The 18,373-nt window shown below is 42.4% G+C and carries 17 protein-coding genes; 10 read left to right on the forward strand and 7 right to left on the reverse strand.

Features of this window, described 5'->3' with window-relative positions:
• The first annotated feature begins 7 nt into the window (after positions 1-7).
• The 3 genes from HC733_RS06155 to HC733_RS06165 are packed head-to-tail and all read left to right on the forward strand — an operon-like array spanning position 8 to position 2,905.
• Positions 8-949 carry an MBL fold metallo-hydrolase gene (locus HC733_RS06155; RefSeq protein ID WP_190364175.1) on the forward strand — a complete coding sequence of 314 codons (942 nt, stop codon included), beginning with the start codon at positions 8-10 and terminating at the stop codon, positions 947-949.
• Positions 950-964: 15 nt separating this feature from the next.
• Positions 965-1,702 carry an SDR family oxidoreductase gene (locus HC733_RS06160; protein WP_190364176.1) on the forward strand — a complete coding sequence of 246 codons (738 nt, stop codon included), beginning with the start codon at positions 965-967 and terminating at the stop codon, positions 1,700-1,702.
• Between the two features lie 27 nt (positions 1,703-1,729).
• Positions 1,730-2,905 (forward strand): iron-containing redox enzyme family protein, encoded by a 1,176-nt coding sequence (locus tag HC733_RS06165; protein ID WP_190364177.1) that lies wholly within the window; start codon positions 1,730-1,732, stop codon positions 2,903-2,905.
• Between the two features lie 177 nt (positions 2,906-3,082).
• Here the strand turns inward: HC733_RS06165 and HC733_RS06170 are convergent, their stop codons facing one another.
• The 7 genes from HC733_RS06170 to rpmH form a co-directional block, all read right to left on the reverse strand.
• A complete protein-coding gene (locus HC733_RS06170) occupies positions 3,083-3,931 on the reverse strand; it encodes a TlpA family protein disulfide reductase (protein WP_190364178.1) in 849 nt (282 codons plus the stop codon).
• A 10-nt stretch (positions 3,932-3,941) separates the two neighbouring features.
• On the reverse strand, positions 3,942-4,403 hold the full coding sequence (locus tag HC733_RS06175; protein ID WP_190364179.1) for a TlpA family protein disulfide reductase: 462 nt from the start codon (positions 4,401-4,403) through the stop codon (positions 3,942-3,944).
• A 9-nt stretch (positions 4,404-4,412) separates the two neighbouring features.
• On the reverse strand, positions 4,413-5,102 hold the full coding sequence (locus tag HC733_RS06180; RefSeq protein ID WP_190364180.1) for a cytochrome c biogenesis protein CcdA: 690 nt from the start codon (positions 5,100-5,102) through the stop codon (positions 4,413-4,415).
• 335 nt (positions 5,103-5,437) lie between these two features.
• A complete protein-coding gene (gene yidC / locus HC733_RS06185) occupies positions 5,438-7,072 on the reverse strand; it encodes a membrane protein insertase YidC (protein ID WP_190364181.1) in 1,635 nt (544 codons plus the stop codon).
• A gap of 8 nt (positions 7,073-7,080) precedes the next feature.
• Complete coding sequence (gene yidD / locus HC733_RS06190) at positions 7,081-7,374, reverse strand: membrane protein insertion efficiency factor YidD (protein WP_190364182.1); 294 nt, start codon at positions 7,372-7,374, stop codon at positions 7,081-7,083.
• 58 nt (positions 7,375-7,432) lie between these two features.
• Entirely contained in the window at positions 7,433-7,894 is a 462-nt protein-coding gene (rnpA, locus tag HC733_RS06195; RefSeq protein ID WP_190364183.1) for a ribonuclease P protein component, read from the reverse strand.
• A 5-nt stretch (positions 7,895-7,899) separates the two neighbouring features.
• Entirely contained in the window at positions 7,900-8,034 is a 135-nt protein-coding gene (rpmH, locus tag HC733_RS06200; RefSeq protein WP_008488847.1) for a 50S ribosomal protein L34, read from the reverse strand.
• Positions 8,035-8,597: 563 nt separating this feature from the next.
• On the opposite strand from rpmH, the gene dnaA reads away from it, so the two are divergent.
• From dnaA to HC733_RS06235, 7 genes are all read left to right on the forward strand, one after another.
• Positions 8,598-9,998 (forward strand): chromosomal replication initiator protein DnaA, encoded by a 1,401-nt coding sequence (dnaA, locus tag HC733_RS06205; RefSeq protein ID WP_190364184.1) that lies wholly within the window; start codon positions 8,598-8,600, stop codon positions 9,996-9,998.
• A gap of 14 nt (positions 9,999-10,012) precedes the next feature.
• Positions 10,013-11,116, forward strand: coding sequence for a DNA polymerase III subunit beta (gene dnaN / locus HC733_RS06210; RefSeq protein ID WP_190364185.1), 1,104 nt, complete (start codon positions 10,013-10,015; stop codon positions 11,114-11,116).
• Position 11,117: 1 nt separating this feature from the next.
• Entirely contained in the window at positions 11,118-12,206 is a 1,089-nt protein-coding gene (gene recF, locus HC733_RS06215; protein ID WP_190364186.1) for a DNA replication/repair protein RecF, read from the forward strand.
• 12 nt (positions 12,207-12,218) lie between these two features.
• Complete coding sequence (gene gyrB, locus HC733_RS06220; RefSeq protein WP_190364187.1) at positions 12,219-14,642, forward strand: DNA topoisomerase (ATP-hydrolyzing) subunit B; 2,424 nt, start codon at positions 12,219-12,221, stop codon at positions 14,640-14,642.
• Between the two features lie 179 nt (positions 14,643-14,821).
• A complete protein-coding gene (glyQ, locus tag HC733_RS06225) occupies positions 14,822-15,721 on the forward strand; it encodes a glycine--tRNA ligase subunit alpha (protein WP_190364188.1) in 900 nt (299 codons plus the stop codon).
• A gap of 2 nt (positions 15,722-15,723) precedes the next feature.
• Entirely contained in the window at positions 15,724-17,793 is a 2,070-nt protein-coding gene (gene glyS / locus HC733_RS06230) for a glycine--tRNA ligase subunit beta (RefSeq protein WP_190364189.1), read from the forward strand.
• 136 nt (positions 17,794-17,929) lie between these two features.
• A complete protein-coding gene (locus HC733_RS06235; RefSeq protein ID WP_190364190.1) occupies positions 17,930-18,370 on the forward strand; it encodes a hypothetical protein in 441 nt (146 codons plus the stop codon).
• Positions 18,371-18,373 lie beyond the last annotated feature (3 nt).

Below are 18,373 nucleotides of genomic sequence, written 5' to 3' on the forward strand. Positions count from 1 at the left end.
GGGTATTATGCAAAATACACGACAGTGGCAAACGCATATGGGTGAGCATGACAACGGCTTACACTTATTAGGCACGATTGATGTACCAATATTCTTATTAAAAGTGTCAGATGGTTGGGCATTAATTGAAGGCTCGGTTGAGCCGCTCGCGCTGCTTATCTTACGACAATTAAAAAGTATTGTGTCGGATCTTGGCTTAATAAAGCATTGGTTTATCACCCATTCACACTATGACCATATCGGTGCCGTGCCATTGCTTTTACCTTGGCTACCACATGCAAAGGTCTATGCCTCGGCACTGACTAAAAAAGCGTTGCGTAATCCCAAGGCGAATGAGGTGACTTACAAATTAACGCAAAGCTTGTATCGCATCATGCCAGAGGCTGAGCGACCTGATGTGGAACTAGAACAGCATCGAATGGCGCTGGCCGATATTCCGGTGACGGTGCTTGAGGATGGTGATGAAGTACATTTTGATGCGGACCACAGCATGGTTGCGTTGGCTACGCCTGGTCATGCCAAGTGCTTACTGAGTTTTTATGAGCCGCGATATAGGCGCTTATATGTGTCTGATACCTTGGGTGAAATGGTCTCTCCTAGCCAATGGGAGCCGCTCATATTCCAAGACTATCCAGCCTATATTGACTCCTTAGTTAAATTACAAGGTTTAGCAATTGCGCAATTGGTGCTGGGTCATCATGGTGTGCTATACGGCGCCCTTGCGCAACAAGCCCCGAAGCTTGCCGAGCAGGGCGTATATCGCTTTATTGAGCAAGCCAAAGAGGCTTATCTGGCGCATGACCAAGACACACAAAAGACCGCACAACATATCTCTGAGCTAACGCGCGACTCCACAGGCACGTTCGTTTCTAAAAAGCTTCACTATAACGGTACTTTGCTAATGCTCACTTTGCTTGGCGTGGTACCACAACCCGAATTGGTCGAATAAATAAGGAATATGAGTATGAGCAATAATCAAGATAACAGAGTGATTGTCGTCACAGGGGCAAATAAAGGACTGGGCTTTGAAACGGCTAAAAAGTTGGCTGCATTAGGGCATCAAGTGGTCCTGACGGCGAGAAATGAACAAGCTGGGAAAGCGGCTTGTCGCTTACTTTCAGAGCAAGGGCTAGAAGCTGATTTTATTCCACTAGATATTAGCAATAGCACCAGTATCAAATTATTTACACAAATTCTTGCCGATCGTTATCAGCGTTTGGATGTACTGATCAACAACGCAGGGGTGTTTTTTGATTGGGAGTCGAGCGCGGCAACGCTTAAGCTCGATGATCTCAATGACACGCTTAAAACCAACCTGTTTGGCACCATTGAGGTAACCCAAAGCGTGTTACCACTGTTGGCGCGATCGCCGTCTGGCAAAGTCATTAATGTGAGCAGCGACCTAGGATCGGTCTCTTTTGCTGCTGACACAAATAATGAATATTACGGCGTGAATGGCACTGCTTATCGAATTTCAAAAGCGGCACTAAACATGTATTCAACCCAGCTTGCCAAAGAGTACGCGCAATCTAATTTAGTGGTCAGCGTGGTATCTCCAGGTTGGTGCCAAACTGATATGGGCACTGATGCGGCCCCTAGAAGTGCAGAGCAAGGCGCCCGAAGTATCGTTAATGCTGCATTAGAACCCTCAGATAAGTATCACGGTAAGTTTGTTTTAGATAGCCAGCTTTTGGCTTGGTAAGTCATTTTGTCACTAAGGAAAGAAATAATGAGTAAACATGAAAATAGCCGTCATCAGCGTATTGGTGAACGATTCGAATCATTCGTAGCAAAGCATCCGATCTGGAATAACCCGTTATTCATCGCCTGCAATAACAACAAATTAAGCTTGGAAGACTATGGTTTTGTGATTAGTCAGCACTTTTACTATTCACGAGGGTTTACCCGTTTGTTATCAGCATTAATGATGCAGTGTGATAACGATTACTACCGCGCAGAGTTATCTCACAATTTATGGGAAGAGGCTGGGGAAGAAGACCAAGAAAACTGCCACTCAAACTTGCTGCGCCGCATGATCACCAATACATTTTCTCTAGATAATCCAGATGCGACTGAATTTAGAGATTACACAATAGGCTACTTTAACGATTGCTTAGATTACTTAAAAAATAGCGATCTGATCCGCGCCGCGGCATTTTTAGGGTGGGGTACTGAAGGGGTTGTACCACGCATTTACAGCCACTTTTTTAATGGCTTAACGCAGCTAGGGGTACCAGCAGAAGAGCTATTGTACTTAAGCCTACATATGGAATGTGATGATGAACATTCTGAGGTGATCGAAGCCATTGCGTTAGATGCCTGTAATGATGATACCGAAACACATTGGTTGGCCATTGAAGAAGCTATTGATCATTCACTTACACTGCGTGACCGTTACTTTAGAAAGCTGTATGAAGAGTTAGAAGCTCGTCAGCTCAAACAGTTAGTAAAGCAGGTTACTGATGAAAAGCCGTACGCCAACTTAACTCAGCTAAATGATTTATATGCGAGTGTGACTAATAAACAAGGCGTACCACTTTATAAAAACGATGCGCAAGATCAAAATGTAAGTTTTGAGGTAACGCGCTTTAAAGTGGCCAGTGAAGTGATTGACCCACGTTTGTTAGAGATCCCAGTGGGTAAACGAAATGAAAAGCATCGCCATGCGCATGAGTCTGTATTTTATGTACTCAGTGGTTCGGGTATCGTGCACGTGGATGATCAAGAGATCAAAGTCTCTGCTGGCGACCTAGCCTATGTGCCGCGTTGGTACGATCATTACACGCAAAACACGGGTGACACGCCGCTGAGAGTCTTGGCGTTAACAGACTATGGCTTTACTCGCTGCTTTGCGAAAAACACCGAGCGTAGCTATCGCCAACAGCCAGATAATGTAGCGGTATAAGCTTTAGCGCAATCGCTCAGTAAACAACATAAGCCATGCACATAGTGCGTGGCTTTTTTGTGTCTTATTCTCGGCTATGGCCGTAATAAATTAGCTGCTGTGATGATACAAATATAACAGCAGATAAAAAATCGACTGCCATAGCAGTCGATTTGTTTGGGGATGAACTTAAGGGAACTAAAGTCGTTTTGGTGGCTTTTCGCCACGATATATAACCTTGTCGTCGCTGTTTAATACAATCCAATACGGTAAACTGGTTATCTCATACTTTTGAAACAGCTGGTTATGCGCATCTAAGATCACCGGATGATTTAGCTCAAAGCGTTGCTGATAAGAGGTCACATCCTGCGCTGTGATGTAAAAAGGTTTAATGATTGTTTTTACCGGTATCTCGCTTAAATCAACGAGTTGATTGTTCGCATTAATTTTTTGCTCGCATTTAGGTAGGTGTTGAAAAGGGCATAATGCGTCACTAAAAAAGAGCACTTGTGAGTTGCTGCTAGGACCAAAATGGTGCGCTTTACCATTTGTGTCTTTGAGCGTAATGTCGGTGTCTGGCTTGTCATCAAGTAAAATATTGTCGTGACTTACCACTGTATCGGGTGATGATTGTTTGCCAAGAAAGTTGATTTGTTGCACCTGACCATCATTCATAATTACTTGCGAGGGGGTTTGCCATACTCCCAGTGATAGCGCTAGTTTTTGATTTTTGTCTATTTGTAACCCTGAAAACTGTGGATAGGCTTCGACAAAGCCGTTGAGCACGTTGTTATCAACATTAATATCGGGCTGTAAAAACACGCGCGTTACATCAGCTTGCTTAGGAGGCAGTGTGGTAGGGGTGTAGTACTCATCCCATAGATTAATAAAGATCACCTCTACTTTGCCATGCTTTAAAGAGCTTATCGCTTCGTCTTTTTTAAACATGCTAAAGGCGCCGCCTTGCTTGGGAATATTCTGTGCAAAACTTGCGTTACTAAAGGCTAACAGGGTACATAAACCTACTAAGATGTGCTTTTTTTTCATCACAGACTCCTTATTTTAATGCGCTAAGACGTTGCTTTAATTCATCGGTTAACAGTGCACTGCGAAATACCTCTTTGCCTTGTGAATCGAGCAAAATATGCGTTGGAGTACCCGTGACATTGTATTTTTTTACTAATTCCCCGCGCTCATCGAAAATCGTCGGTACTGTGTAGTCATGTTTCGCCATATAGCGCTTAACAAGTCCTAAATTTTGGTTAAAGCCGATATTAACGGAGATAACCTCCAAGGTGTCTTTGGTATGTTCATATGTGCCTTGAAGATGCGGCATTTCCTCTAAGCAGTAGCTACACCAAGTAGCCCAAAACTTGAGATAAATAGGTGATTTGCCAGTAGGCAAAGTTTCACCCGAGATAGAGGTTGCTTTGAAAGGCGGTTTGACAGGCTCTGCAGCTTGGTTAGAAAAGCTCGCTATAGCCAGTGCCATCGCACTCAGTGAGTTTCGATATTTCATTATCTTTCCTTATAGATATAAAAGTTGTCCGGCGCGCAGTAAGTAGTATTCACTCATCAATAAAAACAGCAAAAATAAAGCCCATTGGATGGTGCTCAGCCACTTTCCTGATTTTGGCAACTTAGTAATAAAGCCACTAAAAATACCCGCTAAAAATAGCAGTAAGCACATACCAACTGAGAACATAAACAGAATAGATACGCCCCATGAGAGGCTTTGCTTTTGGGCTACAAACAGCAAAATTGCAGCCAACACTGGAGAGCTGCAGGGAGCTGCAACAAAGCCACTGGCGACGCCCATCAAAAATGCCGACTTTGAGTTTGTTTGAAAACTATGCTGCGTAATAAAAGCTGGGAGAGGTATCCAGCCCTTTAAAATAAAAGCAAAGAGCAATAAGACGTTGGCAAAGACGATTTGAACATATGGGTTACTTGCAACTGTGCCAAAAAATTGCCCCGTTATGGCGGCGGTCGCACCCAAAGCGGTATATACCAGCGCTACCCCCAAGCAGTACAGTAAAGCCCTCAAAGCAATTGGAGAGCCGCTGTGTTGTTGTCCTAAAGTTGCAACGGTGATTGGGATAATCGGGTAGATACAAGGCGAGAGACTAGTTAAAACCCCCATCAATAATGCAATCCCAAGCCAATATAAGCTGGGTGTGTCTTGCTGTAGTAAATCAATAAAGAATGATTCTGACATGCTCTTTTTCGCTGCGTTGTTGTAAAGGTCGCCTCAAAGTTAATTGAATTGTCCCAGATTGGTATCAATAACGACTGAAATATATATAAAATAAATAAAAACAGCTAAATCAATATGTTGTGTTGCTTAAATTGATATGAATTTGGTTTTGGGTACACTCATTTATTCGTTGTGTGACGATGTGTGATTGTTATCGCTGTAATGTGTGGTTGCTGCGAAAGCCCAGTTCAAAGGAAGCGGTTTGGTTAATGGGAGATATGACAACGAAGGAAAGTCGGAAATAAAAACGCTCACATGGTAGTGAGCGTTTTATGGTGATTAAATCTTAATAGGGCTTATCTAACTTTCAGACCCTTTTTCTCCATACCGCGGTAGATAACTAGCATCTGTGCAATGGTGATCAAGTTAGATACTAACCAGTACAGCACAAGACCTGATGGGAATGGGAAAATAATGAAGAAGAAAGTAAATACCAATGGCATATACGTCATCATCTTCTGTTGCATTGGATCTGTCACAGTCATTGGCTGCAGTTTTTGCGTTAGGAACATACTTGCACCAAACAAGATTGGTAACACATAGTATGGGTCTTTTGATGATAAATCAGTTAACCAAAGCATAAACTCGGCATGGCGAAGTTCTGTTGATTCCAAGAATACGTAGAACAGCGCCAAGAAAATTGGCATTTGCAGCAACAGCGGTAAACAGCCACCCATAGGGTTTACTTTCTCTTTGCGGTATAGCTCCATCGTTGCTTGACCGAACTTTTGACGGTCATCACCATAGCGCTCTTTTAATGCCTGCATTTTTGGCTGTAGCATGCGCATCTTAGCCATAGAGGTGTATTGCGCTTTGGTAAGCGGGTAAAGTGCCGTCTTTACGATAATGGTGATTGCAATGATCGCCACACCCCAGTTGCCTACGACACTGTATATCAGCTTCAATAGTACAAATAGCGGCTGAGAAATGAACCATAACCAACCATAGTCTACGGTTAAATCTAGGTCTTTTTGAATAGCTTCTAGTGCATCGCCATCTTTTGGACCCATGTAATAAGTTGCCGATAGTGTCGCGCTGCTATTGGCTGCGATATTTTGAGGCTCATTTTTGATCCCCACAATACCTTGGCCATTACGCAGTAAAGAATAAATAGTACTGTTGATAGTTTGGTCAGGTACCCAAGCACTTACAAAGTAGTGTTGAATAAAAGCAATATAACCGCCTTGAGTATTTTTATTCAGATTCGCTTCGCTCATATCGTCAAAGCTATACTTCTCGTATGGCTCTTCAGATGTACCATAAGCTGCACCTAAATAGGTTTGGTCAACCATGCTGCCTTTGCTTTGGATAGTACGTTTTACTTGTGTATACAGCTGTATTTGAATTGGGTCGGCTGAGCTGTTATTTACGTTGTACTCTAGGCCAACATCGTACTTGCCTGCTTTAAACACAAATGTTTTTGTAAAAGTGATACCTTTACTATCAACAAAGGTAAGTGGCACGCGTAATTCATCACCGTTTAGTGTGTAGGCTGTTTGCTCACTTTGATAAACAGGGCGACCATCACGAGAAGCATCAGGGCCGTTTAAGCCAATCAAACCACTTTGTGAGATGTATTGTTTGTTTTCAAACTCGCCCAGTAATAAGTAAGGTTCTTCGCTGCCATGACTTTCGGCATGCTGTAGAAGTTTCGCCTCAACAATATCACCGCCCTTAGTATCAATTTTTACTTCAAATACATCTGTAGTCACTGATACGGTTGAACGAATGGCCTTAGTTGCTGCAACTGGCACATCTCCTTGGCTAGAAGCCGGAACGTCTTCCGATACAGGGGTTGATGTAGGGGTGGTCACTTGCGTGGTGGCACTGGTATCGGCAATTGGCTTGTTATACGTATTGTTCCATTCTTGAAACAATAAAAACGATACAAGCAATAAACCAATAAATAAAAACGTGCGTTGTGATTCCATAACAGCTCTTATTTCTCGTGTTGGTGTTTAACTTGGGTTGATTTATCAGGCACGGGATCATCCCCGCCTGCGCTTAAAGGGTGACATTTTAATATGCGTTTAACTGCTAACCAACTCCCTTTTAGCAATCCATGACAATTAATTGCCTCAATTGCGTAGCTTGAGCAGGTTGGGTTAAATCGACAGTGCGGACCCAGCATTGGGCTAATAAAGCGTTGATAACCCCTAATGATAAAAATTAAGGCAGCTTTGGGTAGAGCAATTATCTGCAGGCACCAACGCTGAAACACTTTATTTGTCATTGTCACATTAACTATGTTCAAAAGGTGAGCTAAAGATACCTTAAATAGCCTTTTAAAGCTATGAATCAGAGGGATTATCGCGCTTTTGCAGGTTTTTTGCTGGCGATTTATTTGCTTTAGCATTTTTCGCTGGGCGCTTTTTAAACGGCTGAGGTTTTGCCGCTCCAGGTTTACAGCGCTCGTTGATTTTTCGCCATAGCTTGTCGAGTTGTTTGGTTAACTCTTCATTACTTTGTTCTGCAATGCCACTTTTAACCATTAAAACAATATCTATATTGTCGAGCTTATGTTGGTTTAAACGAAAACTTTCGCGAGCAAGTCGTTTAATACGGTTACGTTGACAGGCTAACTTACAACGTTTTTTAGCCACTGTTAGACCTAGACGCGGACGTCCAACATCGTTTGGTTTTGCTAGTAAAGTAAAGAAGGGGGTTGCTGCGCGAGCAGGTTCTTGAAATATACGGGAGTAATGCGAGGGAGTTAACAGACGTAACTCCCTGCCAAAGCTAAAGCTTTCCACTAATATTAAGCAGAAAGTACTTTACGGCCTTTAGCACGGCGACGTGCTAGTACTTTACGGCCATTTGCAGTTGCCATGCGAGCACGGAAACCGTGAGTACGTTTGCGCTTTAATACGCTAGGTTGAAAAGTTCTTTTCATAACAATTCCATCCGATCGGTTAAGTTTAAAACATCCTATGCAGGTCGCGATCCTGGCACAGGTGCCATTGCGAGCGCGAGATAGTAATGCCGACAGGCCCTAAAGTCAATCATAATCTTACATCGCTGGTGGTTTTTTACGTCCATAGCGATAATAAGCCTGTCAGTTAGGGTTGGCACTATTATATAGCAAGATCTTTGGATCGACCTAGTAGATCGTGATCGATCTGATCTAATTGAAGTTTTCCACAGGTATTGCGCAAAATCTGGCAGAAAGCTCTGGAAAACTGAAATAGATCGTAAATTAATAATGAGATCTTGGTGGTTTTTTGCTATGATCTAATTCTTGGATCTAAAATAAAATGTATATAAAAACAAAGGTTTGTATTTTTTTATCAACAAGATCCTCATTTTTAGAAAAGTCAATATTGAAGTTGTGGATAAGATCGCTTCATAATACTCGGCTTCCACAAATAATTTAATGATAATAAATAATAATTCCCGTATCTATTCACATCACAGTTTTTTGGTGTCCGGGAATATTAACTGCTTTTGGAGTTCAGCGTGTATCTGTCGGTTTGGCAAAGTTGTTTATATGTATTGCAAGATGAATTACCATCTCAGCAATTTAGTATGTGGGTTAGACCACTACAAGCAGAGAGTACCGAAGATACCTTAACGATTTACGCGCCTAATCGCTTCGTATTGGACTGGGTTCGTGAGAAGTACCTTAATCGTATTAACGAACTACTGATTGAGATCTGTGGTGATGAAGCACCAGAGTTACGCTTTGATGTTGGTAGTAAGCCTATTCTTGGGCAAGCTGGAGCGCAAGATAAGCCTGCGCAGGTAGCTACACATACGCAAAATGGTCATCACTCGACTGCTGCGCCAAAAGCGCCAGTAAGTAGTGAAAAAGTTGAACCCGCTCCCAAATCTGCCTACAAGTCGAATATTAAAGAAAACTATACCTTTGATAACTTTGTTGAAGGTAAATCTAACCAATTAGCAAAAGCGGCAGCAACGCAAGTAGCGGATAATCCTGGTTCTGCATTTAACCCTGTGTTTATTTATGGTGGCACGGGCTTAGGTAAGACGCACCTGTTACACGCTGTTGGTAACGGTATTTTAGATAAAAAGCCAGACGCAAAAATTGTCTATATGCATTCAGAGCGTTTTGTTCAGGATATGGTTAAAGCATTACAGAATAACGCCATTGAAGAGTTCAAACGTTATTATCGCAGTGTAGATGCATTAATGATTGATGACATTCAATTTTTTGCTAATAAAGAACGCTCTCAAGAAGAGTTCTTTCATACCTTCAATGCGCTGCTTGAGGGTAACCAGCAAATTATCTTAACTTCTGACCGTTATCCAAAAGAAATCGAGGGCGTTGAAGATAGGCTAAAATCTCGTTTTGGTTGGGGTTTAACGATTGCAATAGAGCCTCCAGAGCTTGAAACTCGAGTCGCAATCCTAATGAAAAAAGCGCAGCAAAGTAATATTAATTTGCCTCACGAAGTGGCGTTTTTTATTGCCAAAAAGCTACGTTCAAATGTGCGCGAGCTTGAAGGTGCATTGAACCGTGTGATTGCAAATGCCAACTTTACCGGTCGTCCTATCTCTATTGATTTTGTTAAAGAAGCACTTCGAGATCTTTTAGCACTGCAAGATAAGTTGGTTACTATTGATAATATCCAGCGAACGGTTGCGGAATATTATCGTATTCGCGTATCCGATCTACTATCTAAACGTCGTAGCCGTTCAGTGGCTCGACCTCGCCAAGTAGCAATGGCATTATCTAAAGAATTAACCAACCATAGTTTGCCTGAAATAGGCGATGCATTTGGTGGTAGAGACCATACAACGGTCTTACATGCATGTCGCAAAGTGAAGGCACTTCGTGATGAATCTCACGAAGTAAAAGAAGATTATCAAAACCTGATCAGAACATTGTCATCTTAAGGGCTGTTTAAGTTATGCAAATTATCATTTCAAGAGAGCAATTTTTAAAGCCGCTCATGCAAGTGTCTGGCGCTATTGAGCGCAAGCATACATTACCTATTTTATCTAACGTGTTGTTAGAGATAAATAATGGTACCTTGGCAATGACAGGGACTGACTTAGAAATTGAGTTAGTCGCGACTGTAAACTTGGAACAGCCATGTCCAGATGCGAAAGTAACTTTGCCAGCTAAAAAGTTACTTGATATCTGTAAGAGCTTGCCCGATGGGAGTGAGCTAAAACTTGAAAGCCAAGAACATCAGCTTTTAATTACGAGTGGTAAAAGTCGTTTTTCATTGACAACGCTTGCTGCGGAAGATTTTCCTAACCTAGAACAATGGGACGGTGAAGTAGAGTTTCAATGCTCTCGGTTGGAATTGCGTAAATTATTAGAAAGCACGCATTTCTCGATGGCTAACCAAGATGTTCGTTATTATCTAAATGGTATGTCTTTTGAAGTAGATAATAATGAAATTAAAACGGTAGCAACCGATGGGCACCGTTTAGCTATCGCGCAAAAAACTTTAGCGAGTTCAGTAAACACTCAGCGCCAATTGATTATCCCAAGAAAAGGCGTACAAGAAATTATGCGCTTGTTACCTGCAGATGATGAGAGCATCACAATTCAGTTTGGCGCAAATCATGTTCGTCTAATAGATGCCGAGTTTACATTCACAAGTAAGCTTGTTGATGGTCGCTTCCCTGATTATCGTCGCGTGTTACCACGAGGTGGCGACAAACTTGTACATGCCAATCGTGAATGGTTGCGCAGTGCATTTCAACGCGTATCAATCTTGTCAAATGAGAAATTTCGCGGCGTTCGCTTGAATTTATCTAACGGTATTTTAAAAATCAGTGCAAATAACCCAGAACAAGAACAAGCGGAAGAAGTGGTTGAAGTTGGATATCAAGGTGATGATTTAGAAATTGGTTTTAACGTCTCTTATGTTTTGGATGTACTCAATACATTAAAAACAGAAGATGTTCAGTTTACCTTGCTTGATTCTAACAGCAGCGCTTTGATTGAAGGTGTTGGGGATGAAGAAGCAACCTACGTTGTGATGCCAATGCGTTTGTAATATGAGCTTAACGCATTTAAGCCTCGGTGATTTTCGTAACATCGAGGCGCTGGCTTTTGAGCCAAGTCCTGACATCAATATTATATATGGGGCTAACGGCAGCGGTAAAACTTCATTACTTGAGGCCATTTATTTTCTTTCCCATGGAAAATCCTTTCGAACAAACAAGCATAAAATTCTTATCCGCCATGAACAAGCTCGATGTGTAGTTCATGCAAAAAAACAAATACATAACTTGTCTATACCAGTGGGTATAAGTAAAGACCAAGCGGGTGAAACTAAGCTGAAAATTCAAGGACAGTCTAGTAGAAGAATGTCTGAACTTGCTCAGCTCATTCCGGTTCAGGTGATTACACCAGAAAGCTATGAATTGTTTTTTGGCGGGCCAAAAGAGCGTAGAAAGTTTTTAGACTTAGGTGTGTTCCACGTGGAACATTCGTTTTTTTCTGCTTGGCGTGATTTTAATAAAGTGCTGAAGCAGCGGAATGCGCTTCTTAAGTCTAGGCCGTCAAACTACGCGGAACAGATCCAATATTGGGACAAGGAATTTGTTAGGCTTGCTGAACAAATAAATAATCATAGAAAAGCGTATATAAGTAGGTTTGAGGCGCTATTTTTTGATAAAATAGTTGGTCAGATACCCATATTTTCTGGGTTAGAATTACGTTATGATGCAGGATGGAAAGATTGTCTTGCGACACAACTAAAACAACAATTTGAACGTGATATTAAGCTTGGCTATACAAGTAGAGGGCCCCATAAGGCTGACTTTAGCTTTTTTAGTCAAGGTCACGGTGTGGAAAATATTCTGTCTCGAGGTCAACTCAAGCTGCTTTTGTATGCGTTGAAAGTATCGCAAAATAGCTTAATTGAGTCGGAGACGGATAAGCAGTCAATACTGCTTATTGATGACTTACCTTCAGAGTTAGGTGAAGAAGCGATGCAGAGTGTTTCTGCTTTACTGGCACAATGTCAATCTCAATTGTTCATTACAGCCATCACCGCTGAAAGTATTTCTGCTGTTGTGGAACCGATGCAAAGAGCATGTAGTATGTTCCACGTGAAACATGGCAGCTTAATAACAAAATAATTGGAAGAAACCATGTCTGAAAATTACGATTCGTCCAGTATTAAAGTACTGAAAGGATTGGATGCAGTAAGAAAGCGTCCAGGAATGTATATAGGGGATACTGATGATGGGACAGGTCTACATCATATGGTGTTCGAGGTTGTAGATAACTCCATCGACGAAGCTTTAGCGGGCTACTGTGATGATATTTTTGTTACTATCCACACGGATGGTTCTGTATCAGTTCGCGATAATGGTCGAGGCATTCCTACTTCAATCCATGAAGAAGAAGGTGTGTCTGCTGCTGAAGTTATCATGACCGTATTACACGCTGGTGGTAAGTTTGATGACAATTCATATAAAGTATCTGGTGGTCTACACGGTGTAGGTGTATCGGTTGTAAATGCGCTTTCTGAAAAACTACAATTAACAATCCGCCGCGAAGGCAAAGTGCATCAGCAAAAGTACACGATGGGTGTGCCAGATGCGCCATTGGCAGAGATTGGAGAGTCGGACACAACGGGTACTGAACTTCGTTTCTGGCCAAGTAGTGAAACCTTCACAGACATAAACTTCCATTACGATATTCTTGCTAAGCGTTTACGAGAACTATCATTTTTGAACTCGGGCGTAAGCATCATCCTTTTCGATGAGCGAGAAGAAAATAAACAAGATCACTTTAAATACGAAGGTGGTATTAGAGCCTTTGTTGAGTATCTAAACCGTAAGAAAACGCCAGTTCATCAAAGCGTCTTCCATTTTACTACTGAGCGTGAAGATGGTATCAGTGTAGAAGTATCTATGCAGTGGAATGATGGTTTCCAAGAAAACATCTATTGTTTTACCAATAACATTCCGCAACGAGATGGTGGAACACACTTAGCTGGTTTCCGTGCTGCGTTAACGCGTACGCTAAATACTTACATGGAAAAAGAAGGCTTTAATAAAAAAGCTAAGACCACAAGTAATGCTACAGGTGATGATGCACGTGAAGGCTTAACCGCTGTTGTAAGTGTTAAAGTACCAGATCCAAAGTTCTCATCGCAGACGAAAGACAAGCTAGTTTCAAGCGAAGTTAAAGCTGCAGTAGAACAGGCGATGGCTGAAAAGCTAACTGAGTTCTTACTTGAACACCCTGCAGATGCTAAAACAGTTGTTGGCAAAATTATCGATGCAGCACGTGCGCGTGAAGCGGCGAGAAAAGCGAGAGAAATGACACGTCGTAAAGGTGCCATGGATTTAGCTGGTCTACCGGGCAAGCTCGCTGACTGTCAAGAAAGAGATCCAGCGCTTTCTGAACTATACATAGTGGAGGGTGACTCTGCGGGTGGTTCTGCAAAGCAAGGTCGTAACCGTAAAAACCAAGCTATTTTGCCATTGAAAGGTAAAATACTGAATGTTGAAAAAGCGCGTTTCGACAAGATGCTTTCTTCTCAAGAAGTGGCAACTCTTATCACCGCACTAGGCTGTGGCATTGGTCGTGATGAATATGACCCAGGCAAACTTCGTTATCACCGTATCATTATCATGACCGATGCTGACGTCGATGGTTCTCACATTCGTACGCTTCTTTTGACTTTCTTTTACCGTCAAATGCCAGAAATCATTGAGCGTGGTTACGTATATATAGCTCAGCCGCCACTTTACAAAGTGAAAAAAGGTAAGCAAGAGCAGTACATTAAAGATGACGCTGCGTTGACGATTTATCTAACCTCATTAGCTTTAAACGGTGCGGCGCTATACCCAAGTGAAGGTGCGCCAGCGGTTGAAGGAGAAGCGCTTGCTGAAATCGTTAATGACTATCAAAATACCGTTAAGATCATAGATAGACTGAATCGTAAATATCCAGCATCGGTTACCAATCGCTTGATTTACCAAGCTGAATTAACGGAATCGGATTTATCTGATCAAGCTAAAGTTCAAGCTTGGACTGAATCTTTGGTAGCAGATTTAGTCCACTGCGATGAAGACGCGACTATCTTTAGCTCCGACGTTAGCTTTGATGACGAACGAAATATGTATTACCCAGTGGTGAAAATTCGCCAACATGGTGTAGATAAGTCATATACGCTTGATTACAACTTTATCACTTCTAAAGACTATGTGCGTATTGCTCACACAGGTAAAAACATTAGTAAGATACTTGGTAAAGATGGCTATATTCAGCGTGGCGAAAAAACCTATCCAGTTGATAACTTTGTAGATGCTTTAGAGTGGTTAATTGGTGAGTCGAAACGCGGCTTGTATACACAACGTTATAAAGGACTGGGTGAGATGAACCCAAGCCAGCTTTGGGAAACCACCATGGACCCAAGCGCTCGTCGTATGCTACGTGTAACCATTGAAGATGCCATCGCTGCAGACCAGCTTTTTGCAACACTAATGGGTGACCAAGTAGAGCCTCGTAGAGAGTTTATTGAAACTAACGCATTGCGCGTAGTTAACTTAGACGTTTAATACTCTCAAACGTTGAAAAAAAGCAGCCAAATGGCTGCTTTTTTGTATTTTAACGCTTAAAACGTGACACAGCTCGCGGTATACTGAGCATAATTTTCAATCATTATTCCTTGCTGGCGCGTACTTGCTTTGCGCTTGTTTCAAGGGCAATAAAGATCCTAATTATAATTAAGCCAACTATGCAAAAATATGACGTAAAAACCTTCCAAGGGTTGATCCTGGCTTTACAGGATTATTGGGCGCAGCAAGGCTGTGTGATCGCACAACCATTAGATATGGAAGTAGGTGCGGGGACGTTTCATCCACTGACTTTCCTAAAGTCTATTGGCCCTGAGCCAATGTCGAGTGCGTACGTGCAACCGTGTCGTCGCCCAACAGATGGCCGCTATGGGGAAAACCCAAACCGTTTGCAACACTACTATCAATTTCAAGTGGTACTTAAACCGTCTCCAGATAACATTCAGGAGCTATATTTAGGCTCTCTTGCAGCGATGGGTATTGATACTCTAACGCATGAAGTGCGCTTTGTAGAAGATAACTGGGAATCACCGACTCTTGGTGCTTGGGGCCTAGGTTGGGAAGTGTGGCTAAATGGCATGGAAGTAACACAGTTCACCTACTTTCAACAAGTTGGTGGCTTAGAGTGCTCACCGGTGACTGGCGAAATTACCTATGGTTTAGAACGTCTTGCCATGTATATACAAGGTGTAGACAGCATCTATGACCTAGTTTGGACGGATGGTCCTATGGGTAAAGTGACCTATGGCGATGTGTTCCATCAAAATGAAGTAGAGCAGTCTGCTTATAACTTTGAACACGCTGATGTAGACGCATTGTTTGCACAATTTGATCAATGTGAAAAAGAGAGCCAGAAGCTCATTGAAGCTAGTTTAGCCTTACCTGCATATGAGCAGGTAATGAAAGCATCTCATGCCTTTAACTTACTTGATGCGCGACATGCCATCTCAGTAACAGAACGCCAGCGTTATATCTTACGTGTGCGCGCACTGTCTAAAGCATGTGCTCAGGCATACTATGATGCACGTGAAGCACTTGGTTTCCCGCTTTGTAAGGATTAAGCATGTTGACTGAAAATCTATTAGTAGAAATTGGTACTGAAGAGCTACCACCAAAAGCCTTACGTAAGCTTGCTGAGGCATTTCGCGATAATATGGCAAGTGAACTTGCTGCGCTTGAATTGGGCTACCAAGCCATCGAATGGTATGCGTCGCCTCGCCGTTTGGGTCTGCGAGTAAATGCGTTAGAAACCCAGCAGCAAGATAAAGTTGTTGAAAAACGTGGTCCAGCAACCAATGCTGCGTTTGATGCAGAGGGTAACCCCACTAAAGCGGCTCAAGGCTGGGCGCGTGGTTGTGGTGTTGAAGTCTCTGAAGCACAAACTTTAGAAACAGATAAAGGTGCGTGGTTAATACATCGAGCTACGGTAAAAGGTCAGCAAGCAGCCGAATTACTTGCTGATGCTATCAACAAGGCTTTGGCTAAATTACCAATTCCTAAACCGATGCGTTGGGGGGCAAATAAGACGCAATTTATTCGTCCAGTGCATACGGTTGCAGCACTACTTGGTGGTACGAAAATCTCGGGTGAAGTGCTTGATAAGCAGATCAGCAACGAACTACAGGGCCATCGTTTTCATCACCCAGAGCGTGTTACAGTAAACCACGCTGACGAAGTTTTTGAGGTGCTTAAAGGCGCTTATGTTATTGCCGATTATGAGGCGCGTAAGCAGTTGATCAGAACACAAATTGAAGCAGCCGCAGCCAAAGTTAATGCAAAAGTTGCGATGGATGAAGACTTGCTTGAAGAAGTAACTTCACTTGTTGAATGGCCTGTGACGTTAACTGCTTCATTTGAAGAGTCGTTCTTAGACGTGCCGGCTGAAGCACTTATCTACACCATGAAAGACGACCAGAAGTATTTCCCGCTGTTAGATGAGCAAGGTAAGTTAATCAACAAATTCTTATTTGTTTCTAACATCGAGAGTAAAGACCCAAGTGTGGTTATTTCTGGTAACGAGAAGGTAGTGCGTCCACGTTTAGCCGATGCGCAATTCTTCTTCGAAACCGATAAGAAGAAAACCCTTGAAAGTCGTTTAGCTTCTTTAGATACCGTTCTGTTCCAAAAGCAATTAGGAACATTAAAAGACAAGTCTGAGCGTATTTCAGCCCTTGCGGGTTTCATTGCTGAGCAAGTTGGTGCAGATAAGGCACTTGCTGAGCGTGCAGGTTTGTTAAGTAAAACCGACTTAATGACAGAAATGGTCATGGAGTTTACCGATGTGCAAGGTGTGATGGGTATGCATTACGCTCGAGTAGACGGTGAAGCTGAAGAGGTTGCACTTGCACAAAATGAGCAATACATGCCGCGTTTTGCAGGTGACGCTCTGCCTTCTAACCCAATTAGTTATGCCGTCGCATTGGCAGATAAGTTTGATACCTTAGTGGGTATTTTTGGTATCGGCCAAGCACCAAAAGGCGATAAAGACCCATTTGCTCTACGTCGTGCTGCGATTGGTGCACTACGTATTATGGTTGAAAAAGAGCTCGCGCTTGATATCAACGATATCGTTGCTAAGTCTAGAGCGCTATTTGGCGATAAACTGAGTAACGATAATGTTGCTGACGATGTACTTGAGTTTATGCTGGGTCGTTTCCGTGCTTGGTATCAAGACGAAGGAATTAGCGTTGACGTTATTCAGGCCGTGTTGGCACGTCGTCCAACCGCACCTATTGATTTTGACCGTCGCGTAAAAGCCGTAAGCCACTTCCGTACGTTACCGCAGGCCGAAGCATTAGCGGCAGCAAATAAGCGAGTGAACAATATACTGGCTAAGAACAATGTTACCTCTGATGCAAAAGTTAACAGTGCATTGTTAGGTGAAGATGCTGAGAAAGTACTGGCTGAGCAAGTAGCGGCGCTGACGACTGAATTGGCACCTATCTATGAGCAAGGCGACTATCAACAAGCGTTAACTCGACTCGCAAGCTTACGCGATGCGGTTGATAGCTTTTTTGATAATGTCATGGTTATGGCCGACGATGAAGCAGTTAAACAAAATCGTTTGGCACTGCTAAGCCAGCTAAGTCGTTTATTCTTAAACACTGCTGATATTTCTGTGTTGCAAAACTAATACGGATTTTAACAAGAAGGCCAGCACGAGTGTGCTGGCTTTTTTTTCGAGAGAATGAATAAAATTATTAGGCTAAGAGTAAGCAAGTATTCACTAAGATGTACTTAACCTTGGTCAATAATAGTGGAGTGGTGATATGAAAAAACTTACATTGGCTGTATTGGCATTGCTGTTGTCTGCCTGTTCAAGTCAGATCAGTTTATCAAATAGTACCAGCGGTCCGACAATATCAGAGACACTTGAGCGTACCATGTACCTACGTGGTGACTTTACGCTATGGGATGCTGAACCTCACTACATCCTTAAACCACAAGGTGCTGGCATTTATACCGTTAAAGCGAAATTTATGACGCCAGGCAAGGTGTATGAGTTCAAGATTGCGGATGAGCAGTGGAGTAAAGGGTATAACTGTGGTTACAAAGTTCAGGGCGTATTAAAGCTAGGCCAACCGCAACTTGCAGACTGTAATACCATTTACAACTACTTTAGTTTTGTGCCAAGCAAAAAGGGTTGGTACGTAATTAGTTTTGATTATAGCGATAATCGATCACCAAAAGTGACTATCACTAGACAATAGTGC

The sequence above is a fragment of the Pseudoalteromonas sp. S16_S37 genome (assembly GCF_014694405.1).
Classification (GTDB): Bacteria; Pseudomonadota; Gammaproteobacteria; order Enterobacterales; family Alteromonadaceae; genus Pseudoalteromonas.